General features: G+C 65.6%; 18 protein-coding genes and 1 tRNA gene. 9 read left to right on the top strand and 10 right to left on the bottom strand.

Annotated elements, in window-relative coordinates; all coding sequences use genetic code 11:
* Positions 1-29: 29 nt before the first annotated feature.
* The 4 genes from J2739_RS26205 to J2739_RS26190 form a co-directional block, all read right to left on the bottom strand.
* A complete protein-coding gene (locus tag J2739_RS26205; RefSeq protein WP_309907180.1) occupies positions 30-833 on the bottom strand; it encodes an abortive infection family protein in 804 nt (267 codons plus the stop codon).
* A complete protein-coding gene (locus J2739_RS26200; RefSeq protein WP_309907179.1) occupies positions 821-5,785 on the bottom strand; it encodes a DEAD/DEAH box helicase in 4,965 nt (1,654 codons plus the stop codon). The genes J2739_RS26205 and J2739_RS26200 overlap by 13 nt, the downstream gene beginning before the upstream one ends.
* A 204-nt stretch (positions 5,786-5,989) precedes the next feature.
* On the bottom strand, positions 5,990-7,990 hold the full coding sequence (locus tag J2739_RS26195; RefSeq protein WP_309907177.1) for a DUF6538 domain-containing protein: 2,001 nt from the start codon (positions 7,988-7,990) through the stop codon (positions 5,990-5,992).
* An 86-nt stretch (positions 7,991-8,076) separates the two neighbouring features.
* Positions 8,077-8,150 (bottom strand) — tRNA-Gly (locus J2739_RS26190).
* Positions 8,151-8,442: 292 nt separating this feature from the next.
* Between J2739_RS26190 and J2739_RS26185 the strand changes: the two genes are divergently transcribed.
* Both J2739_RS26185 and J2739_RS26180 read left to right on the top strand, forming a co-directional pair.
* Positions 8,443-8,856 carry a hypothetical protein gene (locus J2739_RS26185; protein WP_309907175.1) on the top strand — a complete coding sequence of 138 codons (414 nt, stop codon included), beginning with the start codon at positions 8,443-8,445 and terminating at the stop codon, positions 8,854-8,856.
* A gap of 5 nt (positions 8,857-8,861) precedes the next feature.
* Positions 8,862-9,248, top strand: a complete 387-nt coding sequence (locus J2739_RS26180; RefSeq protein WP_309907173.1) for a c-type cytochrome — start codon at positions 8,862-8,864, stop codon at positions 9,246-9,248.
* 58 nt (positions 9,249-9,306) lie between these two features.
* On the opposite strand, the gene J2739_RS26175 is transcribed toward J2739_RS26180, so the two are convergent.
* The 4 genes from J2739_RS26175 to J2739_RS26160 form a co-directional block, all read right to left on the bottom strand.
* The gene (locus J2739_RS26175) at positions 9,307-9,780 is read right to left on the bottom strand and encodes a c-type cytochrome (protein ID WP_309907171.1); all 474 of its coding nucleotides are present in this window, start codon (positions 9,778-9,780) and stop codon (positions 9,307-9,309) included.
* Positions 9,781-9,811: 31 nt separating this feature from the next.
* Entirely contained in the window at positions 9,812-10,444 is a 633-nt protein-coding gene (locus J2739_RS26170) for a TetR/AcrR family transcriptional regulator (protein ID WP_309907169.1), read from the bottom strand.
* 2 nt (positions 10,445-10,446) lie between these two features.
* Positions 10,447-10,872 (bottom strand): ester cyclase, encoded by a 426-nt coding sequence (locus J2739_RS26165; protein ID WP_309907167.1) that lies wholly within the window; start codon positions 10,870-10,872, stop codon positions 10,447-10,449.
* 271 nt (positions 10,873-11,143) lie between these two features.
* Positions 11,144-11,965, bottom strand: a complete 822-nt coding sequence (locus J2739_RS26160; protein ID WP_309907166.1) for a ferritin-like domain-containing protein — start codon at positions 11,963-11,965, stop codon at positions 11,144-11,146.
* Between the two features lie 228 nt (positions 11,966-12,193).
* Here J2739_RS26160 and alaS point away from each other — a divergent pair, with 228 nt between their 5' ends.
* The 3 genes from alaS (at position 12,194) to J2739_RS26145 (ending at position 17,345) form a co-directional block, all read left to right on the top strand.
* Positions 12,194-14,818, top strand: coding sequence for an alanine--tRNA ligase (gene alaS / locus J2739_RS26155; protein ID WP_309907164.1), 2,625 nt, complete (start codon positions 12,194-12,196; stop codon positions 14,816-14,818).
* A 216-nt stretch (positions 14,819-15,034) separates the two neighbouring features.
* Positions 15,035-16,054 carry a 2-dehydropantoate 2-reductase gene (locus tag J2739_RS26150; RefSeq protein ID WP_309907162.1) on the top strand — a complete coding sequence of 340 codons (1,020 nt, stop codon included), beginning with the start codon at positions 15,035-15,037 and terminating at the stop codon, positions 16,052-16,054.
* Positions 16,055-16,091: 37 nt separating this feature from the next.
* On the top strand, positions 16,092-17,345 hold the full coding sequence (locus J2739_RS26145; protein WP_309907160.1) for a D-amino acid dehydrogenase: 1,254 nt from the start codon (positions 16,092-16,094) through the stop codon (positions 17,343-17,345).
* On the opposite strand, the gene J2739_RS26140 is transcribed toward J2739_RS26145, so the two are convergent.
* Both J2739_RS26140 and J2739_RS26135 read right to left on the bottom strand, forming a co-directional pair.
* A complete protein-coding gene (locus J2739_RS26140) occupies positions 17,336-18,079 on the bottom strand; it encodes a transporter substrate-binding domain-containing protein (RefSeq protein ID WP_309907159.1) in 744 nt (247 codons plus the stop codon). The genes J2739_RS26145 and J2739_RS26140 overlap by 10 nt on opposite strands.
* Positions 18,080-18,088: 9 nt before the next feature.
* The gene (locus J2739_RS26135; RefSeq protein ID WP_309907157.1) at positions 18,089-18,271 is read right to left on the bottom strand and encodes a hypothetical protein; all 183 of its coding nucleotides are present in this window, start codon (positions 18,269-18,271) and stop codon (positions 18,089-18,091) included.
* Between the two features lie 252 nt (positions 18,272-18,523).
* Here J2739_RS26135 and J2739_RS26130 point away from each other — a divergent pair, with 252 nt between their 5' ends.
* Genes J2739_RS26130 through J2739_RS26115 form a run of 4 tightly spaced genes read left to right on the top strand, consistent with a single transcriptional unit; the run spans position 18,524 to position 21,787 of the window.
* The gene (locus J2739_RS26130; protein WP_309907278.1) at positions 18,524-19,501 is read left to right on the top strand and encodes a Bug family tripartite tricarboxylate transporter substrate binding protein; all 978 of its coding nucleotides are present in this window, start codon (positions 18,524-18,526) and stop codon (positions 19,499-19,501) included.
* A 7-nt stretch (positions 19,502-19,508) separates the two neighbouring features.
* Complete coding sequence (locus tag J2739_RS26125; protein ID WP_309907155.1) at positions 19,509-20,324, top strand: SDR family oxidoreductase; 816 nt, start codon at positions 19,509-19,511, stop codon at positions 20,322-20,324.
* A gap of 17 nt (positions 20,325-20,341) precedes the next feature.
* Positions 20,342-20,896 carry a cupin domain-containing protein gene (locus tag J2739_RS26120; RefSeq protein WP_309907154.1) on the top strand — a complete coding sequence of 185 codons (555 nt, stop codon included), beginning with the start codon at positions 20,342-20,344 and terminating at the stop codon, positions 20,894-20,896.
* An 18-nt stretch (positions 20,897-20,914) separates the two neighbouring features.
* Complete coding sequence (locus J2739_RS26115; RefSeq protein WP_309907152.1) at positions 20,915-21,787, top strand: alpha/beta fold hydrolase; 873 nt, start codon at positions 20,915-20,917, stop codon at positions 21,785-21,787.
* Positions 21,788-21,810: the final 23 nt, after the last annotated feature.

The raw sequence follows: 21,810 nt of genomic DNA, 5'->3' as shown, positions 1-21,810 counted from the left end.
GGGAGCTGAGCGGAGCCGCCTTCCAGAGATCAAAATGGCACGTCGTCATCTGCCCAGCCTTCATCCCTCGCCGGCGCCCTGATTCTGGTTTCTAGCGACTTTATGAACCGGATCGATGCTGCGACGTGGTTAAAAATCAGCAGGCTCTCCTCGTAGTTCAGGATTGGGTTGTCATGGGCTAGGCTCTGGTTGTTGCGGACGTCGTTGAAGGACTCCAGCACCGAGATGCCTGACTTCAGAATGCGCTCGGCCATGACTGATTCGAGATGACCGGCAGCACGGAGCGCCCGCACGTATTCGCCGAAGACGCTGTGCAACGGCTTGTCGCGGCTCACGTCGATGCCATGCGGCTCGCAGGCAATGCGGACGAATTTGATGACGAACGTGTGCAGCCGATCAAGCGCAGCCTCGGGCTGATTTTTCTCAATCGCCTCTCGAATGTGCTGGGCGACCACCTCGAAGTCCCGTTCCTCGGCGTTGGCCGAAAGGGCGCCCAGTTCAGGTACGGGTTGATCGACAAGGAGGCGCTGGGCGATAGTCTGGCAGTCCGCGACTTGAGTAGCGTCATCAGGTAGGCAGCGCTTATCGCGTCCGTACTTGATCAGGCCCTCGATCACGCGGCCGACCACGTGGTTGCCATCTATCTCCCAAAAGGTCCGCATCCGGTTCGCTTTCGATGTGCCACGCGCCTTGTAGCGCTCGGCGTCGATGCCTACCCGGTACTCGTCGAAGAACTCTCCGAAGGTGCGGTCCGAGAACGTCAGAACGTAGCCCTGGCCCATTCCCAGCAGCTTTTCCAGCCTTCGGCGCTCGCTACTGGTCAGGTCAGACATTCCTGTTCTGCCGACGTGTCCGATTCCGAATTGCTCGCGTTCTCGAGGATGTGAAGGGGAGGCAAGTTGCGAACGATCTTCATGGTTTCCAGGCTCACCGTGATCACGCGCAAGAAAAGCTCCAGCGGATACTTCGGATTGCCCATGGTCTCGATGGCCCAGTCGTTGGCGTCGTTGACGATCCCGCTGTCCGTGTCGGTCTTCACGCTCTGGCGCTCGACCACCCAATCCAACGCCGGCTTCCCGTTTACAACGTACTCATAGGCTTCCAGTGGGATACCGGTGACGGTTATTTTCCCGTTGTAGATCAGCGTGCTCAGGTCCTTGTCCTTGCCACGCTTGCCGTACTTCATCTTCTCGACACGGTAGTCGCTATCGCTCAGCGGTTTAGAGCCGCTTTCGACGGTGGCGGGGTACATCGCCACGGTCTCATAGTTGAGATGCAAATTGGCCAGATTGCGGCCGGCTTGGTTGAAAGCATGAAAGTCGGCCACCGCTTTCACGCGGGGGATACGCGGCAGTTCCTTCCCCAAGTTGTCGGCATAGCGTTCGCGGTATTCCGGCGAGTGCAGCAGGCCGTAAACGTAGTAGAAGACGTCCTCCCGGCTGATGCACTCGCCGGGGTAGGCGGACTGGAAGTGTGTCAGACCCTCAGTCGTGATGGCCTCACGGCGCCTGGTTGCTAAAGTTGGAGCATGCTGATCCGCTTCGCCGAAGAGGGCGGGCTGCACAACGCTGTTTTCTGCAGCGGCCTCGGAGTCGGAATCGTCGTAGAGGTACAGTGGGAAGCATTGCGACCCGCCGTCAGTTTGCTGCTCTGGAACGCAATCGACCATGAGTGCAAACTGCCCGTGGCCAGACCACCGTAGTTTGACCATGATCGCTCGATTTTCAGCGCTGGAGTGCGGGAAAATTCGGCGCATGTGGTAGAGACTCCAAACGAAGTTCTTGTCGTAGCAGAGCCACTGCTTGGAGTATGGCCGATAGAGGCTAGTGACCATTGACTCTGATTTCGCCTTCAAAGTACGGCCTCGACGTAGGGAATTCTTGAAGTCGTCTGCCCAACTGATTCGGGTGCGATCGACCTTGATGAATGGATCAACGCCACCACGCTTCGCGTCGTCCGGGAGCGCAATATATCGAGCCACTTCTTCGTTGAAGAAGGCAGCTGACTGAGTTAGTTGCTTTTCCAGCTTCGACCGCGAGCTGTTGAATACCCACGCATCCCGATTAGTCTTGATTCCGTTCGAGTACCCGTCGAACAGCTTTGAGCCACTCGACTTCTTGTCCCCCAGCACAACGTATTCGGAGAATCCTGCGGCTCGCTGCCTGAGCCAGTCGCCGTGAGCATCAGGGGTTATAAGTTGCCAAGCGCCCGCGGCTTCAATCCCTGCGATGCTGCCGAACCCCGCCACCTTCTGCAGTTTCTCCTCCCGACTGAGATAGTCACCAACGTCGTGGAAGTGAACCTGGCCAGTAGCCTTCGCTTTCGGATTCTTCACGAGAACTGAGATGGCAATGGGTGCCCGACTACCTCCGCCGAACACCTTGCCCCCTTCCTTACGGGAAAGCTCGCCAACCGTGCGCTGATTCCCTCTGAGGTGGAAAACGTAGATGTTGCTAAACTCATTGACCAAACATCGTCTCATGCCATCGGAGCTGATGGCGTCTAGAAATCCAGCGTTCGTTACGAAACCGATGATCCCGGCGGCCCCAATGCGGTCGCTAGCCCACCTAATCGCGCGGATGTAGCTGTTGTAGAGCGAGCGCACCATGCGAATTTCCGAATGCTCCGCGTAGGTGGTACGGATGCGGGTGTCAAGAGACGGGTACTCGATGTTTTCGTTGATGTCATTTGCGCTTTCCTGGCCATCAGAGTACGGCGGATTTCCAACGATGACTCGAATGTCGAGCTTCTTCTGCCGCTTCCGCCGCGCGCTGTTATTTACCAGCAGCGCGTCGACGAGGTCCTCCTTCTCATACATCTGGAAGGTGTCCGTCAAGCAGATGCCCTCGAACGGCTGATAGTCGCCACCCACGATGCCGTGGTAGACCGCCTCGATGTTAATGGCGGCAATGTAATAGGCCAGCAGCACAATTTCGTTGGCATGGATTTCGTACTTGTACTTGTGAGGCAGGTGCTCGGATGCAATCAGGCCGCTTTGCAGCAGTCTGGTGACGAACGTGCCAGTGCCGACGAATGGGTCGATGATGTGCACCCCCTTGCTGCCAAGCGTTAGGCCGAATTCAGCTTCCAAGATGTGGGCGACGCTATGGATGATGAAGTCCACCACTTCGACCGGCGTGTAGACGATGCCCAAGCGCTCGGTCATACGCGGAAAGGCGTTGCGGAAGAACTTGTCATAAAGCTCTACAACGATCTTCTGTTTACCGGCGGCATTGTCGATTCCTTCGGCTCGCAGCTTTACGCTGTCGTAGAAGCCTTCGAGCGTGTCGGACTCCTTGTCTAATCGGTGCTCCTGCAAGGCATCCAGTACGCCTTGCATGGCCTGGGACATCGGGTTTTTGCTGGCAAAGCTGTATCCCTCGAATAGGGCGTCGAACACTGGTTTGGTGATCAGGTGCTGGGCAAGCATCTCAACGATTTCAGCATCGGTGATGCTGTCGTTGAGGTCGTCGCGCAGTTCCTTCGCGAAACTGTCGAACGCGGTGCGTTCTCGCGTATTGGCAGGGTCTTCGATCAGGGTGGTGATGCGCGTGATGTGTGTGCGAGCAATCTTAGCGATGTCGTTCGCCCAGTCTTCCCAGTGGCTACGGTTGCCGACCTTTTGCACCAGCTTGGCGTAGATCGCGCGCTCGATCTCACCGATCTCGAACGGGAGGTCAAGGTTGTCTTCCTTGCCGGCGCGCTTCGCCGGAATCGCCCCAATAACGCCGCCACCTTTGCCCGCAACTTTGGCACCTCCTGGGGCCTTCTGCTGTCGCTTTTGGATCTTGTCGGTGATGGCGATGACCTCCATCTTTTTCACGTCCTTGCCGATCAGGTCCAGCTTGTTGACCATCGCGTCAAAGCGGTCGTCGTGCGAGCGAAGGGCCTGCAGCACCTGCCAGACAACCTTGTACGTCTTGTTGTCGTTCAACGCCTCGTGCGGCTCGACGCCGGCAGGGATCACCACCGGCAGTACTACATAGCCGAGCTTCTTGCCTGGCGCATTTCGCATCACCCGGCCCACGGACTGAACGACGTCCACCTGGGAGTTACGCGGGGTCAGAAACAACACGGCGTCCAGCGCGGGCACGTCGACACCTTCGGAGAGGCAGCGCACATTGCTGAGAATGCGGCAGGTATCCGCTGGCGGCTCTGACTTGAGCCACGCCAGTTTCGCTTCCTTCTGGCTGGCGCTCATGCTTCCGTCGACGTGCTCTGCCTCGCAGGCTAGATTGGTCATCTCCTCTTCGTCCGCGCTGGCCTGATATGCCTCCACCACGGCCTGAAACATCCCTGCGATATTCTTGGAGCTGACCTTGTGGGTCTTGGCACCTTTCTGGATCTCAATCACTTGACAGAACGCCACCGCGCGACGCATGGCGTCACTGTCGGCCGTCAGGGACTCTGACAAACCCTGCTTCGACAGCGCCTTCCAGCAGCCGACGATCTTCGCCGCGTCGTCCACTTTCAGCTGATTGTTGCCGTCCTTGAATAGACCTTGCAGGCGGCGGCTCACGTGGGCCTCTTCCACTGCCAGCACGATGACCTTGTAGTCCACCAGCAGGCCGCGCTTGACCGCCTCCGAGAAGGTGATGACGTGCAGTTCGGGGCCGTACAGGGCTTCGTCGTCCATTGAACAGAGGGCGACGTTGTCCCGCTCGGCGCTCGCCTTAGCCAGGTCGCCGTAGATTCGCGGCGTAGCCGTCATGTAAAGGCGCTTGGCAGCACGGATAAACGCGCCGTCATGAACCTTGACAAAACTGCTCTCATCGTCGTCGTCGAAGGTGGCGCCCGTGGTGCGGTGGGCCTCATCGCAGACGATCAGGTCGAAGTCCGCTAGCCCTCGCCGCTGCGCCTGGCTGACTACGTCAATGGAGTGGTAGGTGGCAAAGACGACGCTCATGTGCTGCGCGTCATGGCGCTTGGCCATTTCGTCTGCCAGCCGCTGCGGGTTGGTGGTGGCAGGGTAGCGCAGCTCGTGCGTGAAGGTTTGAACGGTGTCATCGTCCTTCTTGCGCTTCTTGCCCACGTCGCTGTCCGAGCACACCGCGAAGCTGTGCAGCGGGACATCGCTCTCTTGTGTCCATTCGGTGAGGCTCTGCGACAAGAGAGCCAAGCTGGGCACAAGAAAAAGCACCCGCTTGCCAGCGCCTGCCTGCCGTTCGGCGATCTTCAGGCTGGTGAAGGTCTTGCCAGTGCCGCAAGCCATGATGAGCTTCCCGCGCTCTTCGGTTTGAAAGCCGTGCTCCACCGCTTCGAGGGCACGAACCTGGTGCTCGCGCAGGGTCTTCTTAGGCTTGAGGGGGATCGCCTTCGTAGGCTGGTACGCCGACCAGTCGATTTGGCTGCTCTCCAGGTCGTTCAGATTGATCGTGATGCAGGGTGGCTGCTGGTCTTGCAGCGCGTCCTTGGCGTGCTCGTTCCAGTTGTCCGTCGTGGTAACGATGACGCGCTGGGAAAACGTCTTCTTCCCAGAGGCGGTGAAGAAGCTGTCCAGATCGCCCTTGGTGACGCGATAGTCCTCGGCGTAGAACTTGCACTGGATCGCGTGAAACTCATCGGTCTTCGCGGTCTTGGCGACTAGATCGATCCCGACGTCGCGCCCGTCCAGCCCCTGGGCAGCAGCCCAGGCGGCATATGTCCAGACATCGCTGTACAGGTCGCGGTAGGTCGCCTCGTTGCGAAGGTAGGCGACGATCAGCTCCTCGAAGTAGCTTCCTTTTTCCCGTTCAGAAACCGCAGCGTGGCGGAAGATGTTGAGCAGATTCGACAGAGCTGACATTTGTTCCTCTTTTTTGCTTGCTGGTGTCGGTTTAGGATCCGACTTGTTTGATCTATGGTGACCGTGGCGAAACCAAATCATGACCGTAACAGGCTGGCAGTCTGCCAGAGGTCAGATTCGACATGTCGCAGATCGCTCCAGTGCGACGTCGTCCTTGGGCAGAGCCATTGCGGGGCGCTCGGATCCGCCGTGGCATGCATGTCGTCACTGACGCGATGAAGCGCGGCGCCCCGTGCGATCTGCCGCCTCCTGCTTGCGCGCTATGGCATCGCGTAAGGACTGAATGCCTTCTTCCACATCGAACGCGACAATGGGCGGCAGGTTGAATCGCAGTGGCGACAAGAAGGGAGCCAGTTCGTCGGCGCTTCGATCCTTGATGTAGGTCGCGTGGCCTTGCCCATCTCCGCGCCCATGGCCGGCAATTTCATTTCGCACGCGGTCGGGCATATCTATGCGGTCGCAGGCGGTGAGGAAGGTGTGCCGAAACGAGTGGAAGGTTTGCGTGCTGTCGCGCCTTATGGAAAGCTGCCGCCCCATCAAGCGCTCGTTGAACCACTGCCCCGCGTACTTGCCATACCCCTTGAGGCGGTCGTGCGTCAGTTCGGGAAAGAGCCTCGCCTCCCGGAGCTTTCGAAGCGCCTGAACATAAGCGGGCAGCCCGAGCCTGACCAGTTCGGGATGCATCGGGATGATGCGAATCGAGTTCAACGTCTTCAGCCGCTTGTCGGTCACACCACGTGGGACGTCGTCCTGTTCGTCGACATCGACCTTTCCCTCGCCGTCAGGGTTGAAGTCGATGAACCAGGTCCCAGCCTCGGTTTGAACCAGATCCTTTAAGTAAAGCTGGCTCAATTCGTTGATTCGGGCGCCGGTATACAGCCCCATCAGCGGCAGCCAGTAGTACAGGGGCTGGAAGCGGTGGTATAGCCCTCGGGCAGTTCTCTGGCCTTTGCCGGTCTGGTACCACTCCAGTCCAAAAATCTGGCCCAAGATCGCATCGGAGAAGGGAAGACGCTTGTCCTGCGCACGTACCGTGGCGCGGGTCTTGACCACAGTGTTCGCTGCCGGATTGCGAACCATGTAGTCGTTCGCAGCGGCCCACACGAACGCCTCTCCGATTTTCATGATGTAGCGCCCAGCTCGGGCTTCATCGTAGGTAGGCAAGCCCGTGCCGGCCGCGAAGTCGATAAGCTCTCTGAGGGTCTTGCCCTTGTTCCTGGCCTTGACAGCACGAAGTTGGCTGGGCACGGTCATAAGGCGCTTACGGTACTCCGCGATCATCTCGCGATCGATGCTGCCAAGGGGTGGGTCGTCCATCAATTCAACAAACATCTGACAGAGTCGTTCGTTCTGCTCGCGGGTTGCCGGCGCCCAGGGCTTCGCAGCGTAGAACTCCTTGAGCATGGTGCTCGTGCGGGTTCCCTTGTGCTTGTATGCCGGCCCGTAGCTGGCCTTTTCGACCACCGCCGCAAGCGACGCCTCAAATACGTTCGGGGCGGCTGGTTCGGGGGCAGAGCGCACTCCGTGGGCTGCGAGCATGCCGACGCTGACCTTGGCGGCCAAGTTGGCTCGAATGGCCTCGGCGTCTGCCTTGTCGATCAGCAGCGAGCCAATTGGAACCGTGGTGCCAGGGTAGGGCGCGACGACGGCTGATCTCCGAAGGGCATCACGGAAGAACAGGCTGTCGGTGAACATGCCGTTTTCAACGAAGGCTAGGGAGTTGAGCCTGAGATGCAAAGCGCCGAACACCGGACCCAGGGGACGGCCAGAGAGGGTTTCGCCCACGTCCAAAACGAGCGAGCGCCCTCTCGGGTCGTCGTTCACCAGCTCCTCGCGCGGCACCTCAGCGCCGAGCCACCCGTCGGCCATCAGGCGGAGCATCGACCTTCTCGCCGACGCTTCGCGAAGCAGGGTCTCGACCTTGAGGCCGGCGGCATCGGCAGCATCAGCCAAGCTGATCAGGCCGGTGGTCAAAAGGACGGGCGAACCCGTGGTGAGCTTCTTCGCGTCAATCATGGCTTGGATACGTTGGAAGTCCTTCTTCCAACCGAGAGCTACCTCCAGCGCGAGGCGAGCAGCCACGCTGTAGTCGGAGGTGTTGAGCGTCCTGCGAAGATCCGAACTCCCGAGGACGCCCCTTAGCGTTTCCGGGACCCGGATTCTGGCGTAGAAAATGCCGCTTCGGCGGCGGTAGAAGTAGGCCATGTGTCACACAGATGTGGCACAGGGATGTGGCGACATGCCACCGTCGACGCCCTAAGTCCTTGACCGGCAAGGACTTCTTCTACATGTGGAGCGGGTGAAGGGAATCGAACCCTCGTATGAAGCTTGGGAAGCTGCCGTTCTGCCATTGAACTACACCCGCAGCAGTCGCGGATTCTACCGGCAGTTACGACAGGCAGCCGACGTTGGCCGCTTACAGCTTCCAACGTCCGGCGCCCGCTTCGACCCTCCGCTCGGTCGATTCATGCGACCTGCCACGATCCCGCCTCCCCAACCCGATGGAGGCCCCTTACCCGCTTTGTGCGCAAACGCACATTGCCATAAACCCGCCGCACTCACCATCGAAAGCGTCCGCGGCAATTCGCGATGCGACAGGCGACGCGCGTATCGAGCCAACCGGACATGGACCTTGACTTTGACTTTGGGAGTCGATGATGAAGCACACCTTTCCTTTGACCTGGCGACAGCCAGCCGCGGCGCTCGCAGCGGCGGTACTGGCGGCCGGCCCCATCCTGGCGCACGGCCAGCTCGCCTTCCCGCCACGCAAGGCGCAGAGCGCGCCCCTGACGCTGCTGCTCAGCGGGCCCGCGGGTGAGCACTCGTCGCTGGTCTATGCCGCGGACAGCGGGTGGCGCATGCAGCCGGGCTGGAACGTCAAGGCGGATGCGGCCGACGGATCGCGACTCACACCCGCGGCATTGGCCACCGCGCCCCAACCGCCGGCCGAAGCGCCCGCGCTGGTGCGGCCGCTGACGGTGTTCCTCGACGGTCCGACCGGCTTCACCTTCGTCTACGTGGCCGATGAAGGCTGGAAGTTCGTCGGGCAGATCGCCAACCCTGGTCGTTAATCGCCGTGGGCCGGCGCGCCTGGTTCTTCAGCGTGCTGGCCGTCTGGGCGGCGATGCACGCCTGCGGGGTGGTTGCACAAGAGGCGCGCCAGCCGTTCGATGATCCGTCGATCGCCCGCGCCTGGCAGGCTCTGCGTACCGTCGATTGCGAGCGTTGCCACGGCGCGGGCCACATCGGATTGGCAGCACCCTCCATCGTCGACTACGCCCGCACGCAAGAGCGGGAGGCCTTCATGCGGATGGTCTTGGATGGCGACCCGCCACGGGGCATGCCGGGCTACCGCGGCAATGCGCTGGTGCGCGAGAACATCGACGGCATCTACCGCTACTTCCGCGGGCGCGCCGACGGATCCATCGGGGCGGGCGACCGACCGGGACGATCCGAGCATTGATTGGCCCATGGCGGCGCGTGTCCCGGCACGTACTGCCGCAATCCCGCGGCTTGCGTCACTACGGAAACTGCACCGCTGGACCCTGCGCCTTCTGCCCGGGCGGTACGTAGGCCGGCGCCGCCGTGCCAGCAGGTCCCAACGAGCGGGTGTAGGCGTAGATGGCTTTCAACTCGGCGTCGCTCATGTCGCGCACGTTGAACCAGGGCATGGGGGGCCGCGGCTCCATATGGCGCGCATGGTGCAGCCACTGGCGTTCGGTCATGCTGGCCATCATGAGGCGCAGGTTGGTCGCATAGGTCGTGCCCCATGGGCCCGCCCACCCGAGGCTGTCGCCGGTCAGCCAGAGCTTCTCGTCGACCTTGCCGTTGTTCTGTGCATAGCCGGGCGTGTGGCAGTCGTTGCAGCCGGCGATCCGGATGAGATGGCGGCCTCGTTGCAGCGGATCGCGGCTCGGCTCCGGCGGGCCGGCGAGGGCGGCAGATGAGGCGAAGGCGATCACGGCGGCAGCGATGATCATTCGATGCAGTGTCATGGGGTGCTCCTTGAATACACGTTGGAAAACATCACTTCTTGGCGCCGGCGCGGCGAGCCGGGCCGGCCGGTGCCGCGGCGTCCACCAGTGCCCGGATGGCCCAGCGCCGGACCTTGCGTGCCTCCGCATCGTCCAGGCGGAGCACGTCCTTGAAGACCACCATCGCCTCCGGGCCCACCACCAGTGCGAGCGCGTGCTTGAGACGCTTCAGTGCCGCAGGCTTGAAGCGGTCGCGGGCCGGGGCCAGCGCCGCTTCGATCAGCGGCGTGCGGCGGTTCTGGCGCGCCGGCACCTGCGCGTCGATCTCGCCGCGCGCGCTTCGCTCCAGGGACTGCGCCAGCATCATGCGAAGCGGCGCCTCGTTGGCCGTGATCATGGCGTGCAGCGCCTGGTCCACGTGCTCGAGGCGCGCGACCACGTCATGGGCCGGGGCACGGCGCAAGGCGTCCTCGGCCTGCGGCGTCTCGATATCGATGGAGGCTTCCAGATGCAGCGCTTCCATGTTCGGAAAGTAGCGGTAGGCGGTGGCACGCGACACCAGCGCCTGCTCGGCGACCTCCTCCAGCGTGGGCCGGCGCCCCTGCCGCGCCAGTTGCGCTGCCGCCTCCAGCAGCGCCTTGCGGGTGCGCTGCTTCTGCTGGGGGCGGCCCCGTTGCCCGGCCATGCTCAGGCCGTCTGGGGAAGCTGCTGCAGGATGGCGCCGATGTCGACCCAGACGTTCTCCCTGCGGATGTCGCCGCTCTCGGCGAACTCGATCACATGCAGCAAGCGGAAGGCGAGCGGGCGGTCGCGGCCCTCCAGGCCGAAGGGGCGGCCCGGCGCCTTGCCGGTCCACAGCGAGTCGTCGACCATGAAGTCGTTGCCGTACAGGCGGCGCAGCGACTGCACCTTGCCTTCCGACAGATCGGCGAACAGCGCTTCGTAGAAAGGGCGCGCGGCATCGCGGCCGCGGCTCGGGCCGCTGGGCCAGCCGACGACGTCGTGTTCCACGTCGGCGGTGAGCGTGGCCAACACGCCTTGCACATTGTCCTGGGCTTCGAAGCCGAAATGCTCGTCGAGCTTGCGATCCATCTCGCTGGGGGTCATCACCATGGCGCTTTCCTTTTCTGGTTGGGCAGGGCGCGATGATAATGAGACAAGAATCTCATGACAAGAATTTAGTCTTGCCATTTGGCGTATGCCGATGGTTGTATGAGGCGCGATGGAATCGCTCGCCGGAGCCGCTTCCTGAACTTGGGAGAAGCCGAGCGCGTCGGGGCGAGCGACGGCACGGGCGACCTGGCTGCAGCAGTTGAAGCAGCGCTTCGACCGGGCAACCTGTCTCAGGCGAACCCGACGATCGGGCCGGCCGGGGGCATCCGCGTCAGCGCAGGAACACGCACGTCATGAGCAGCTCGACCGGGAACTGAAGCGCCGCCTGCACCGGCTGCGGCAGCTCCAGCGGCCGCATCAGCATCTTGAGCGTGGCGCCGGGACTGAGGTTGCGGCTGACCGTGCGGCCCATGCGGCCGCGCATCTCGCGCAGGTAGCGCGCGTCCTCCGTGCGCTCAGGCGAGCGGTTCTTTGCGATGTGGCGGATCGCACAATCGGCATCCTCGCTCTTGAGCTCCCAGGTGCGACGCGCCAGTGTGCCCAGCACGCGCACGCGGCTCAGGCCTTCCTCCTCGCGGTAGCGGCGGAAGAAGCGATAGAAATGCTTGTAGTGACTGACCTCGTCGTTCGCGATGCGGGTCGCGAGATCGATGAAGACCGGTTCGCGGATGCTGCGGGCCAGGGCGCGGTAGTAGGTGGCGGTGCCGGTCTCGACCACGCAGCGCGCCGACATTTCGAGCCCGCGACTGGGCGCCAGCAGTTCCACCTTGCAGTAGGTCGCGTACTCCGCGAGGAAGTTGCGGTAGGCGGGCTCCCAATCGAACTCCGGCCAGACATGCGCCACGTAGGCCCGCAGCGCCCTGCCGTGCTGCAGTTCCTCGGGCTCCCAGTGCTCGCGTAGCCAGGTGGTGACCTCGTCGTCGCCTTCGAAGAAGTCGACCAGGTTGCTCGTGTACAGGTCGGAGCCGCTCTCGACGAAGGAGGCCGAACAGGCGAGGTAAAAATGCGTCTCGTCGGACCGCACCTCGTCGAGCGGGATGCGGGAAAAATCCAGGTCCTCGATGCTCCAACGTGCGGTGTCGTCAGGCTGCATGGCAATACCTTACACCGATGGCGGTCGATGCGCGCGGTGTGTGTGGATCGAACCTGAGCGCCGGGCGCGCAGGCCGCCCGGGCAGCGGTCCGTCTCCAGAGGCGGTCCGGGGGGCGGCGAGGACAGGGTCAAACCTATAATCGACGGCTCAGCAGATCAAGCAGTCAGGTGGGTTCGATGCAGGGGCTGCCCGCTGCCGGCCGCCTGTCCCAGCACTCCAATCCAAAGATGAGCCAGCCCACCTTCAGCGTCGCGGACATCCGCAAGTCCTTCCTCGATTTCTTCGCCTCCAAGGGTCACACCGTGGTGCCGTCGAGCTCGCTGGTTCCGGGCAACGACCCGACCTTGATGTTCACCAACTCCGGCATGGTGCAGTTCAAGGACGTGTTCCTCGGCAGCGACAAGCGTCCCTACGTGCGCGCCGCGTCCGTGCAGGCCTGCCTGCGCGCCGGCGGCAAGCACAACGACCTGGAGAACGTGGGCTACACCGCGCGCCACCACACCTTCTTCGAGATGCTGGGCAACTGGAGCTTCGGCGACTACTTCAAGCGCGAATCGCTGAGCTGGGCCTTCGAACTGCTGACGCAGGTCTACAAGCTGCCGGCCGAGCGGCTCTGGGCGACGGTCTACCAGGAGGACGACGAGGCCTACGACATCTGGACGAAGGTGATCGGCCTGCCGCCCGAGCGCGTGGTGCGCATCGGCGACAACAAGGGCGGACGCTACATGTCCGACAACTTCTGGATGATGGCCGACACCGGCCCTTGCGGCCCATGCTCCGAGATCTTCTACGACCACGGCCCCGGCATCGCCGGCGGCCCGCCCGGCTCGCCGGATGAAGACGGCGACCGCTACATCGAGATCTGGAACAACGTGTTCATGCAGTTCGACATGCAGCCCGACGGCAGCGTGAAGCCGCTGCCCGCGCCCTGCGTCGACACCGGCATGGGCCTGGAGCGCCTGGCCGCGATCCTGCAGCATGTGCACAGCAACTACGAGATCGACCTGTTCGAGCGTCTCATCCAGGCCGCGTCGCGCGAGACCGGAGAAAAGGACCTGCACAACAAGAGCCTGCGCGTGATCGCCGACCACATCCGCGCCACCGCCTTCCTGGTGGCCGACGGCGTGATCCCCAGCAACGAGGGCCGCGGCTATGTGCAGCGGCGCATCGTGCGCCGCGCCATCCGCCACGGCTACAAGCTGGGGCAGAAGAAGCCCTTCTTCCACAAGCTGGTGCCCGACCTCGCGGCGCTGATGGGCGCGGCCTACCCCAAGCTGGTGGCCGACGAGCAGCGCATCACCGAGACGCTGAAGGCCGAGGAGGAGCGCTTCTTCGAAACGCTCGCCAACGGCATGGAGATCCTCGACGCCGCCCTGGCCGATGGCGCCAAGGTGCTGCCGGGCGAGGTGGCCTTCAAGCTGCACGACACCTACGGCTTCCCGCTCGATCTCTCGGCCGACGTCTGCCGCGAGCGCGGCGTGGAGGTCGACGCCGCGGGCTTCGATGCCGCGATGGAAAAGCAGAAGGCCGCCGGCCGCGCCGCCGGCAAGTTCAAGATGGACCGCGCGGTCGAATACGCGGGCGCGGCCAACGCCTTCACCGGCTACGAGCACCTCGAGGAACAGGCCCGCGTGCTCGCGCTGTACTTCGAGGGCGCACCCGTCCAGGAACTGAAGGAAGGCCAGCCCGGCATCGTGGTGCTGGACACCACGCCCTTCTATGCCGAGAGCGGCGGCCAGGTCGGCGACCAGGGCGTGCTGGTGGCCGAAGGCCTGCAGTTCGGCGTCGAGGACACGCAGAAGATCAAGGCCGACGTCTACGGCCACCACGGCATGCAGACGCAGGGCACGCTCAAGGTGGGCGACGCGGTCACGGCGCGCGTCGACACGGCGCTGCGCGCCGCCACCATGCGCAACCACAGCGTGACCCACCTGATGCACAAGGCCCTGCGCGAAGTGCTGGGCACGCATGTGCAGCAGAAGGGCTCGCTCGTCGACGCCGACAAGACGCGCTTCGACTTCGCGCACAACGCGCCCGTGACGCCCGCGCAGATCCTCGAGATCGAGCGCCGCGTCAACGCCGAGATCCTGGCCAACCAGGCCACGCAGGCGCGCCTGATGGACATGGAGTCGGCCCAGAAGACCGGCGCCGTCATGCTCTTCGGCGAGAAGTACGGCGAGACCGTGCGCGTGCTCGACATCGGCTCGAGCCGCGAGCTGTGCGGCGGCACGCACGTGGCGCGCACCGGCGACATCGGCCTGTTCAAGATCGTGAGCGAGGGCGGCGTGGCCGCCGGCGTGCGCCGCATCGAGGCGGTGACCGGCGCCAACGCATTGGCCTACCTGCAGGCGCTCGAGGCCACGGTGAACAGCGTGGCCGCCACGCTCAAGACGCCGGTGCCCGAGGTGCAGCCGCGCCTCGTGCAGGTGCTGGAGCAGGTGCGCGCGCTGGAGCGCGAGGTCGGTGCGCTGAAGGGCAAGCTGGCGTCGTCCAAGGGCGACGAGCTGCTGGCCCAGGCGGTGGAGGTCAAGGGCATCAAGGTGCTGGCCGCCAAACTGGACGGCGCCGATGCCAAGACGCTGCGCGAGACCATGGATAAGCTCAAGGACAAGCTCAAGACCGCGGCCATCGTGCTGGCGGCGGTCGACGGCGCCAAGGTCCAGCTGGCGGCCGGCGTCACGGCCGACAGCATGGGCAAGATCAAGGCCGGCGAGCTGGTCAACTTCGTCGCCCAGCAGGTGGGCGGCAAGGGCGGCGGCAAGCCCGACATGGCGATGGCCGGCGGCACCGACGCGGCCGGGCTTCCCAAGGCGCTCGCCTCGGTCCAGGACTGGGTCTCGCAGCGGGTCTGACCCTAGCCCTGCCGGGCGCGTCCGTGCCATAGTCGCGCGGATGAAAGGGGCTTTCCCGTTGTTGCTGACCCTGCTCTCCGCCCTCGGCGCCGGCGCCGCACTGGCGGCCGGGCCCGCCCAGGCGGTCGGCTTCGAGGGGCGCGACGGTACGCGCATCACCGGCTGGCTGATGCTCCTGCGCCCGCGTGCTGGCCTTGCTTCGGCAGGCCCTCGCCCATGAATGAAGTCTTGCCCGTCGATGTGCTGGTGATGGGCGCGGGTGCCATCGGCTGCTACATCGGCGGCAGCCTGGCGTCCGAGGGCGTGCGCGTGCTCTTCGTCGGCCGCCCGCGCGTGCTCGAGGCGCTCGAGCGGCATGGGCTGCGGCTCAGCGACCTGGACGGCGGCGAGCGCTACATGCCGCCCGGCTCGCTGCAGCTGGCCGAGCGCATCCCACCCGGCGTGCGGCCAGGCCTGGTGCTGCTGACCGTGAAGAGCGGCGCGACCGCGCAGGCCGCAGCCGAGCTCGGCGCGGCGCTGCCGGCGCGCACGCCGGTGATCTCGCTACAGAACGGCATCTCGAATGCCGCCACGGCCGCACGGATGGCACCGACGCTGCACGTGCTCCCGGGCATGGTGCCGTACAACGTCGCGGAGATCGGTCACGGCGCCTTCCACCGCGGCACCACCGGCCGCCTGGCCGTGCAGGATGACGCGGTGCTGCGGCCCTGGCTGGCCGTGTTCGCGCGCGCCGGCGTGCCGATCGACCGGCAGGCGAACATGCTGCCGGTGCAATGGGGCAAGCTGCTGCTCAACCTCAACAACCCGGTCAATGCGCTGTCCGGCCTGCCGTTGCGCCAGCAGCTGCTCGACCGCGGCTATCGCCGCTGCCTCGCGGCCCTGATGGACGAGGCCCTGGAGGCGCTTGCTTGGGCGAACATCAAGCCGGCTCAGCTGGCCGCCGTGCCGCCGCGCCTCATGCCGCTGATCCTGCGGCTGCCGGACGCCCTGTTCCGCGTGGTCGCGGCGCGCATGCTGCGCATCGACGACAAGGCGCGCTCCAGCATGGCGGACGACCTGGCGCTGGGCCGCGGCACCGAGATCGACGCGCTGTGCGGCGAGGTGGTGCGGCTCGCGCGCTCCAATGGCGCCCGCGCGCCGAGGAGCGCCAAGATGGTGGCGCTGGTGGAAGCCTGGCCGCAGCGGCCGCACCCGATCCCGGCCACGGAGTTGCTGTCGGCGCTGGGCGTGAAATGACGCCCACCCGCAGCCTCGTCATTCGAGAAGGAGCGGCATGCGTGTCCTGATCCTCGGCAGCGGCGTCATCGGAACCACCGTGGCGTACTACCTCGTCAAGTCCGGGCACGAGGTCACGGTCCTCGATCGCCAGGATGCGCCGGCGCTCGAGACCAGCTACGCCAATGCCGGCGAGGTCTCGCCGGGCTACTCGGCGCCCTGGGCCGGACCCGGCGTGCCGCTGAAGGCCGTCAAGTGGCTGCTGATGCGCCACAGCCCGCTGGTGATCCGGCCGATGCTCGATCCGGCCATGTGGCGCTGGGGCATCGCGATGCTGTGCAACTGCACGCAGGCGCGCTACGAGACCAACAAGAGCCGCATGGTGCGGCTGGCCGAGTACAGCCGCGATTGCCTTCGGCAGCTGCGCGCCGACACCGGCATCCGCTACGACGAGCGCGCGCGGGGCACGCTGCAGCTGTTCCGCACGCAGAAGCAGCTCGACGGCACCGGCAAGGACATCGAGATACTGAAGGCCTACGGCGTGCCCTACCAGCTGCTGGACCGCGAGGGCTGCGTGCAGTACGAGCCGGCGCTGGCCGCGGTGCGGCAAAAGTTCGTGGGCGGCCTGCGCCTGCCCGGCGACGAGACCGGCGACTGCTTCAAGTTCACGCAGGCGCTGGCGCGGCTGGCCGAGGCGGCGGGGGTGCGCTTCCGCTTCGGCGTGACCATCACCGACATCGCGCGCGATGCCGAAGGCGTGGCCGCGGTGCATACCGATGCCGGCCCCTTCCGCGCCGACCGCTACGTACTGGCGCTGGGCAGCTATTCGCCGCGGCTCGTGAAGCCGCTGGGCATTCGCCTGCCGGTGTACCCGGTCAAGGGCTTTTCGATCACCGTGCCGATCACCGATGCCGCGATGGCGCCCGAATCCACGGTGATGGACGAGACCTTCAAGGTCGCGGTGACGCGCCTCGGCGAGCGCATCCGCGTCGGCGGCACCGCGCAGCTTTCGGGTTACGACCTGCGCCTGGACGATCGCCGGCGCGACACGCTGGAGCACGTGGTCACCGATCTGTTCCCGCAAGGCGGCAACGTCGCCGGCGCTGAGTTCTGGACCGGCCTGCGGCCGATGACGCCCGACGGCACGCCGCTGCTCGGCACCACGCCGGTCCCGAAGCTGCTGCTGGCGACTGGCCACGGCACGCTGGGCTGGACCATGGCGGCCGGCACGGGGCGGGTGATGGCCGACCTGATCGCGGGCCGTGCGCCCGAGATCGATATGGAAGGCCTCGGCCTGGAACGCTACGCCTGAGCGCCGGCCGGCGCCACGCTCGCGCCCTGGATGCGATGCCGCGCCAGCGCCTCGGCCACGAAGCCGTTGGCTTTCATCTCCTCGACGAAGGCGCTCAGCGCGGCGGCCGCTTCGGCGCCGCGCGAGGCCGGCGTCCCCATGGCCTGCTGGATCACCATGAAGCGCCCGGGCAGCAGGCGCAGGCCCGGTGAGCGTGCGGCTTCGGCTTCGAGCACCTGCCGGATGCCTGCGGCCACCTCGACCTCCCCGGCGTGCAGGCTGTCGAACACGCCCTGCGCGCCCTGCACGCGCACCAGTCGGGCCTTCTGGATCTCGCGCGTGAGGAAGAGGTCATAGGCGCTGCCGGTGCCGACCGCGATCCGGATGCCCTCGCGGTCCACGTCCTCATTGCGCTGCAGTCCGGCGCCCGCGGGCACGAGGTAGGCGCCCTCGATGAGCACATAAGGCGCGGTAAAGCCGAGCCCCTCGCTGCGCGCGGGGTCGATGGCGAAGAAGCCGATGTCGGCCTTGTCGTTGCGCACCGCATCGACCGAGGCCGCGGCTTTCTCGAACACGACCAGCTCGAGGGGCACGCCCAGACGCTGCGCGAACTGGCGCGCCAGGTCGACCGACACGCCGACCGGCTCGCCGGTGGCGGCATCCTTGTTCGCGAGGATCGGATTGCCGAGATTGATGGAGGCGCGCAGCGCGCCGGTGGGCGTGAAGGCCTGGACCACGGAAGCGGGCATGTGCATGGGCGCCTCTCAGTTCCGCCAGTTGCCGGTGTTGCGGGTGCCGGCATCGGCGAACGGCTCGCAGTCGGTCACGCGCTCGCCGCATAGGGGCGTGATCTCCGCCGGGTAGCTGCGGGTCTCCAGCGTGGCGGCCTGCAGCGGATGGAGGGCGAAAAGCCAGAGCGCGGGGAGGGCGGTCGCGAGTCGTTTCATGGGGCGGTCCGTGGAAGGCTGCGGGCTGCCAGTGTAGGGGGCCGGTCGTCCCCCGCGCGACCGACGTGCCGACCCGCGCGCCACGATGCCCTGCCTCTCGGCTTCGCCGGTTCCGTGCTGGACACAGGGTTTATGCCTAGACAACCTGAGCACTTCGGGATTATTCTTCGTGCATGCGTTCCAAGAATAAATCAATGTTTTATTAGTGGAACAAATGAAGCCTTCGCCCAACCACGAATCGAACCCACGATGATGAAGCCCACCCGTCGCCAGGCGCTCGCGCTGGCCCTTTCCCTCGCCGCTGCCAGTGCTGCCGCTCCGACCTGGGCGCAGGGCTATCCGGCCAAGCCAATCACCCTCGTCGTCGCCTATCCGGCCGGGGGTGATACCGACGCGCTCGCACGCCTGTTCGCGGAAAAGCTGTCCAGCCGCATCGGCCAGCCGGTGGTGGTGGACAACCGTCCCGGCGCCAGCGGCGTGATCGGCAGCAACTTCGTGGCCAAGGCGCCGGCCGATGGCTACACGCTGCTGCTGGCGCCCAGCACCTTCTCGATCGCGCAGCTGGTGCTGAAGACCGGGGGCGGCGCCAGCTACGACGTGCTCAACGGCTTCACGCCGATCATCCAGCTCGGCACGCTGCCGCTGTTCCTGGTGGCGGGCGGGGCCTCCGGCTTCAAGAGCTTCAAGGACGTGCAGGGCGCCAAGGACAAGACGCTGTCCTATGCCAGCCCGGGCAGCGGCTCCCCGATGCACATCCTCGGCGAAATGGTCAACAAGGCAGCCGGCCTGAACCTCGGGCACGTGCCCTACAAGGGCGTGGCCCCGGCGGTCAACGACGTGCTGGGCGGCCATGTGCCGCTGACCTACATCACCTATGGTCCCGTCGCGCCGTACCTGGCGGGCGGCAAGATGCTGCCGCTCGCCGTCGCGGACCGCGTCCGCTCGCCGCTGGCGCCGAACGTGCCGACCTTCGCCGAGCTCGGCTACAAGAACGTCGAAGTCACAGCGTGGCACGGCTTGTTCGGGCCCAAGGGCCTGCCGCCCGAGATCGTGAAAACGCTCAACGGCCACTTCAACGAGATCCTCAAGATGCCCGACGTGGCTTCCAGGATGGCGGTGCTGGGCGCCTTGCCGCTGGGCGGCGCGCCGGACGTGCTGGCCAAGACCAATGCGGCGGATTTCGAGCGCTTCGGCAAGGTGATCAAGGAACTCGGCATCCAGGCCGACTGAGGCAAGGATGACCGACGTCAAAGCCGTTCCCGATCCCGAGAGCCTCCAAAGCCTCCTGGCCGAGCTGCCCGCGAACCTGCTCGCCGGCCGGCGCGTGCTGGTGACCGGCGCGGCGCGCGGGCTGGGGCTGGCGTTCGCCAAGTGCATCGCCGCGGCCGGTGCATCCGTGGTGCTGGCCGACATCCTGTCGGATTTGGCCGAGACCGAGGCGCAGGCCTTGCGCAAGGCCGGCTTCAATGCCCAGGCACTGGCGCTGGACCTGTGCGACCCCGCCTCGATCGAGACCGGTGCTGCCGCTGCGGTGCAAACGCTGGGCGGCCTCGATGGCCTGGTCAATAACGCCGCCATCACCAATTCCGGCGGCCGCGACGCCCAGGCGCTGGATATCGAGACCTGGGACCGCGTGATGGACGTCAACGTGCGCGGCACCTGGCTCATGAGCCGCGCCTGCCAGCCGGCCCTTGCACGGAGCGGGCGCGGTGCGATCGTCAACCTCGCTTCGGACACCGCGCTGTGGGGCGCGCCCAAGCTGCTGGCCTATGCCTCCAGCAAGGGCGCGGTGATCTCGATGACCCGTTCGCTGGCGCGCGAGTGGGGTGAGTCCGGCATCACCGTCAACGCGGTCGCGCCCGGGCTCACGCTGGTGGAAGCCACCGAGTACGTGCCGCTCGCGCGCCACCAGAAGTACCTCGAGGGCCGCGCGCTCCCGCGCGAGCAGCAGGCGGTGGACGTCTGCGGCGCGGTGCTGTTTTCCCTGTCCGGCCTGTCGCGCTTCGTGACCGGCCAGCTGCTCGCCGTCAACGGCGGCTTCGTGATGCACTGACTACCAAGGAGTTTTGAATGAGCGATTTGTCCGAGCCGAAGAAATTCGATGACAGCAAGGTAGGCGAAACCCTGCGCCGCCCCGAAGGCGCGAGCCTGGAGGCGTGGATGAACACCCGCATCGCCCGCTATGCCACCCGCAAGTACGACTGGGAGGCGCTGAAGTTCCAGTCCGACCTGGACCCCAAGTTCCGCCGCGCGCAGATGCGCTACGTGGGCACCGGCGGCACCGGCGTGGCGAGCGACGTCAACACCGTTCCGGCCGAGAGCTTCACCTTCTCGACCATGGTGATCCCGGCCGGCCACGAAGGCCCGCCGCATCTGCACGTCGACGTCGAAGAGGTCTTCTTCGTGCTGCGCGGCAAGCTGAAGGTGGTCCTGACCACGCCCGAGGGCGAGCGCTACGAGACCGTGCTGAGCGATCGCGACCTGATCTCCGTGCCGCCGGGCGTGTACCGCGAGGAAATCAACATCGGCGACGAGGATGCGCTGATGTGCGTGATGCTGGGCGCGAAGAAGCCCGTCACGCCGACGTACCCGGCGGACCATCCGCTGGCCAGGATCAAGCGCTGATCGGGACGTGCGAGAGCCATGAGCGACACAGCCGTCATCGATGCCCAGCCGCTGCCGGCCGCCGAGCTGGCGCGGCTCGATGCGCGCTTCCCGGCGCGCAGCGTGCCGGTACAGGGCGGCGCCGTGGTCTCGGTGCGCGAATGCGGCGCCGGGCCGGCGATCGTGTGCCTGCACGGCATCGGCTCGGGCTCGGCCTCGTGGCTGGACACCGCCTTGCTGCTCGAAGGCGAGGCGCGCCTGATCGCCTGGGACGCGCCGGGCTATGGCGCGTCGACACCGCTCGCCGCACAGGCGCCTGCCGCGCACGACTACGCGCAGCGCCTGCATGGCCTGCTCGACGCGCTGGACATCACGTCCTGCGTGCTGGTCGGCCATTCGCTCGGCGCGCTGATGGCGGCGTCCGCGGCGCGTCGCGGCTCGCCGCTGGCCGCGCGTATCTCGAGGCTGCTGCTGATCAGCCCGGCCTCGGGCTACGGCGCGCCCGGCCGTGCGCAAGCCCGCGCCCGCGTGCATGCCGAGCGCCTCGCGGCGCTGGCCGAACTGGGCATCGCCGGCATGGCCGCGAAGCGTGCGGGCCGCTTGCTGTCGGAGCACGCGAGCGAGACCGCGCGCCAATGGGTGCGCTGGAACATGGCGCGCCTGCATGAAGCGGGCTACCGCCAGGCCGTGGAACTGCTGTGCGGCGCCGACCTGCTCGCCGACCTTCCGCCCGCCATGCCGGCGCGCGTGGCCTGCGGCGCGCTGGACGTGGTCACCACGCCCGAAGCCTGCGCCGAAGTGGCCAGGCAATGCGGCGTGCCGCTCGAACTGCTGCCCGAGGCGGGCCATGCGAGCTATGTGGAGCAGCCCGCCGCAGTGGCCGCGCTGCTGCGCGAAGCCCTCGCGGGCTGATCGATCAACAAGAACGACGAGAG

Origin of the sequence: Variovorax soli (assembly GCF_031454625.1) — a bacterium.
GTDB lineage: Bacteria > Pseudomonadota > Gammaproteobacteria > Burkholderiales > Burkholderiaceae_C > Variovorax > Variovorax soli_A.
Note: the sequence above shows the minus strand (reverse complement) of the source record. Positions and strands in the feature narration are given on the sequence as shown.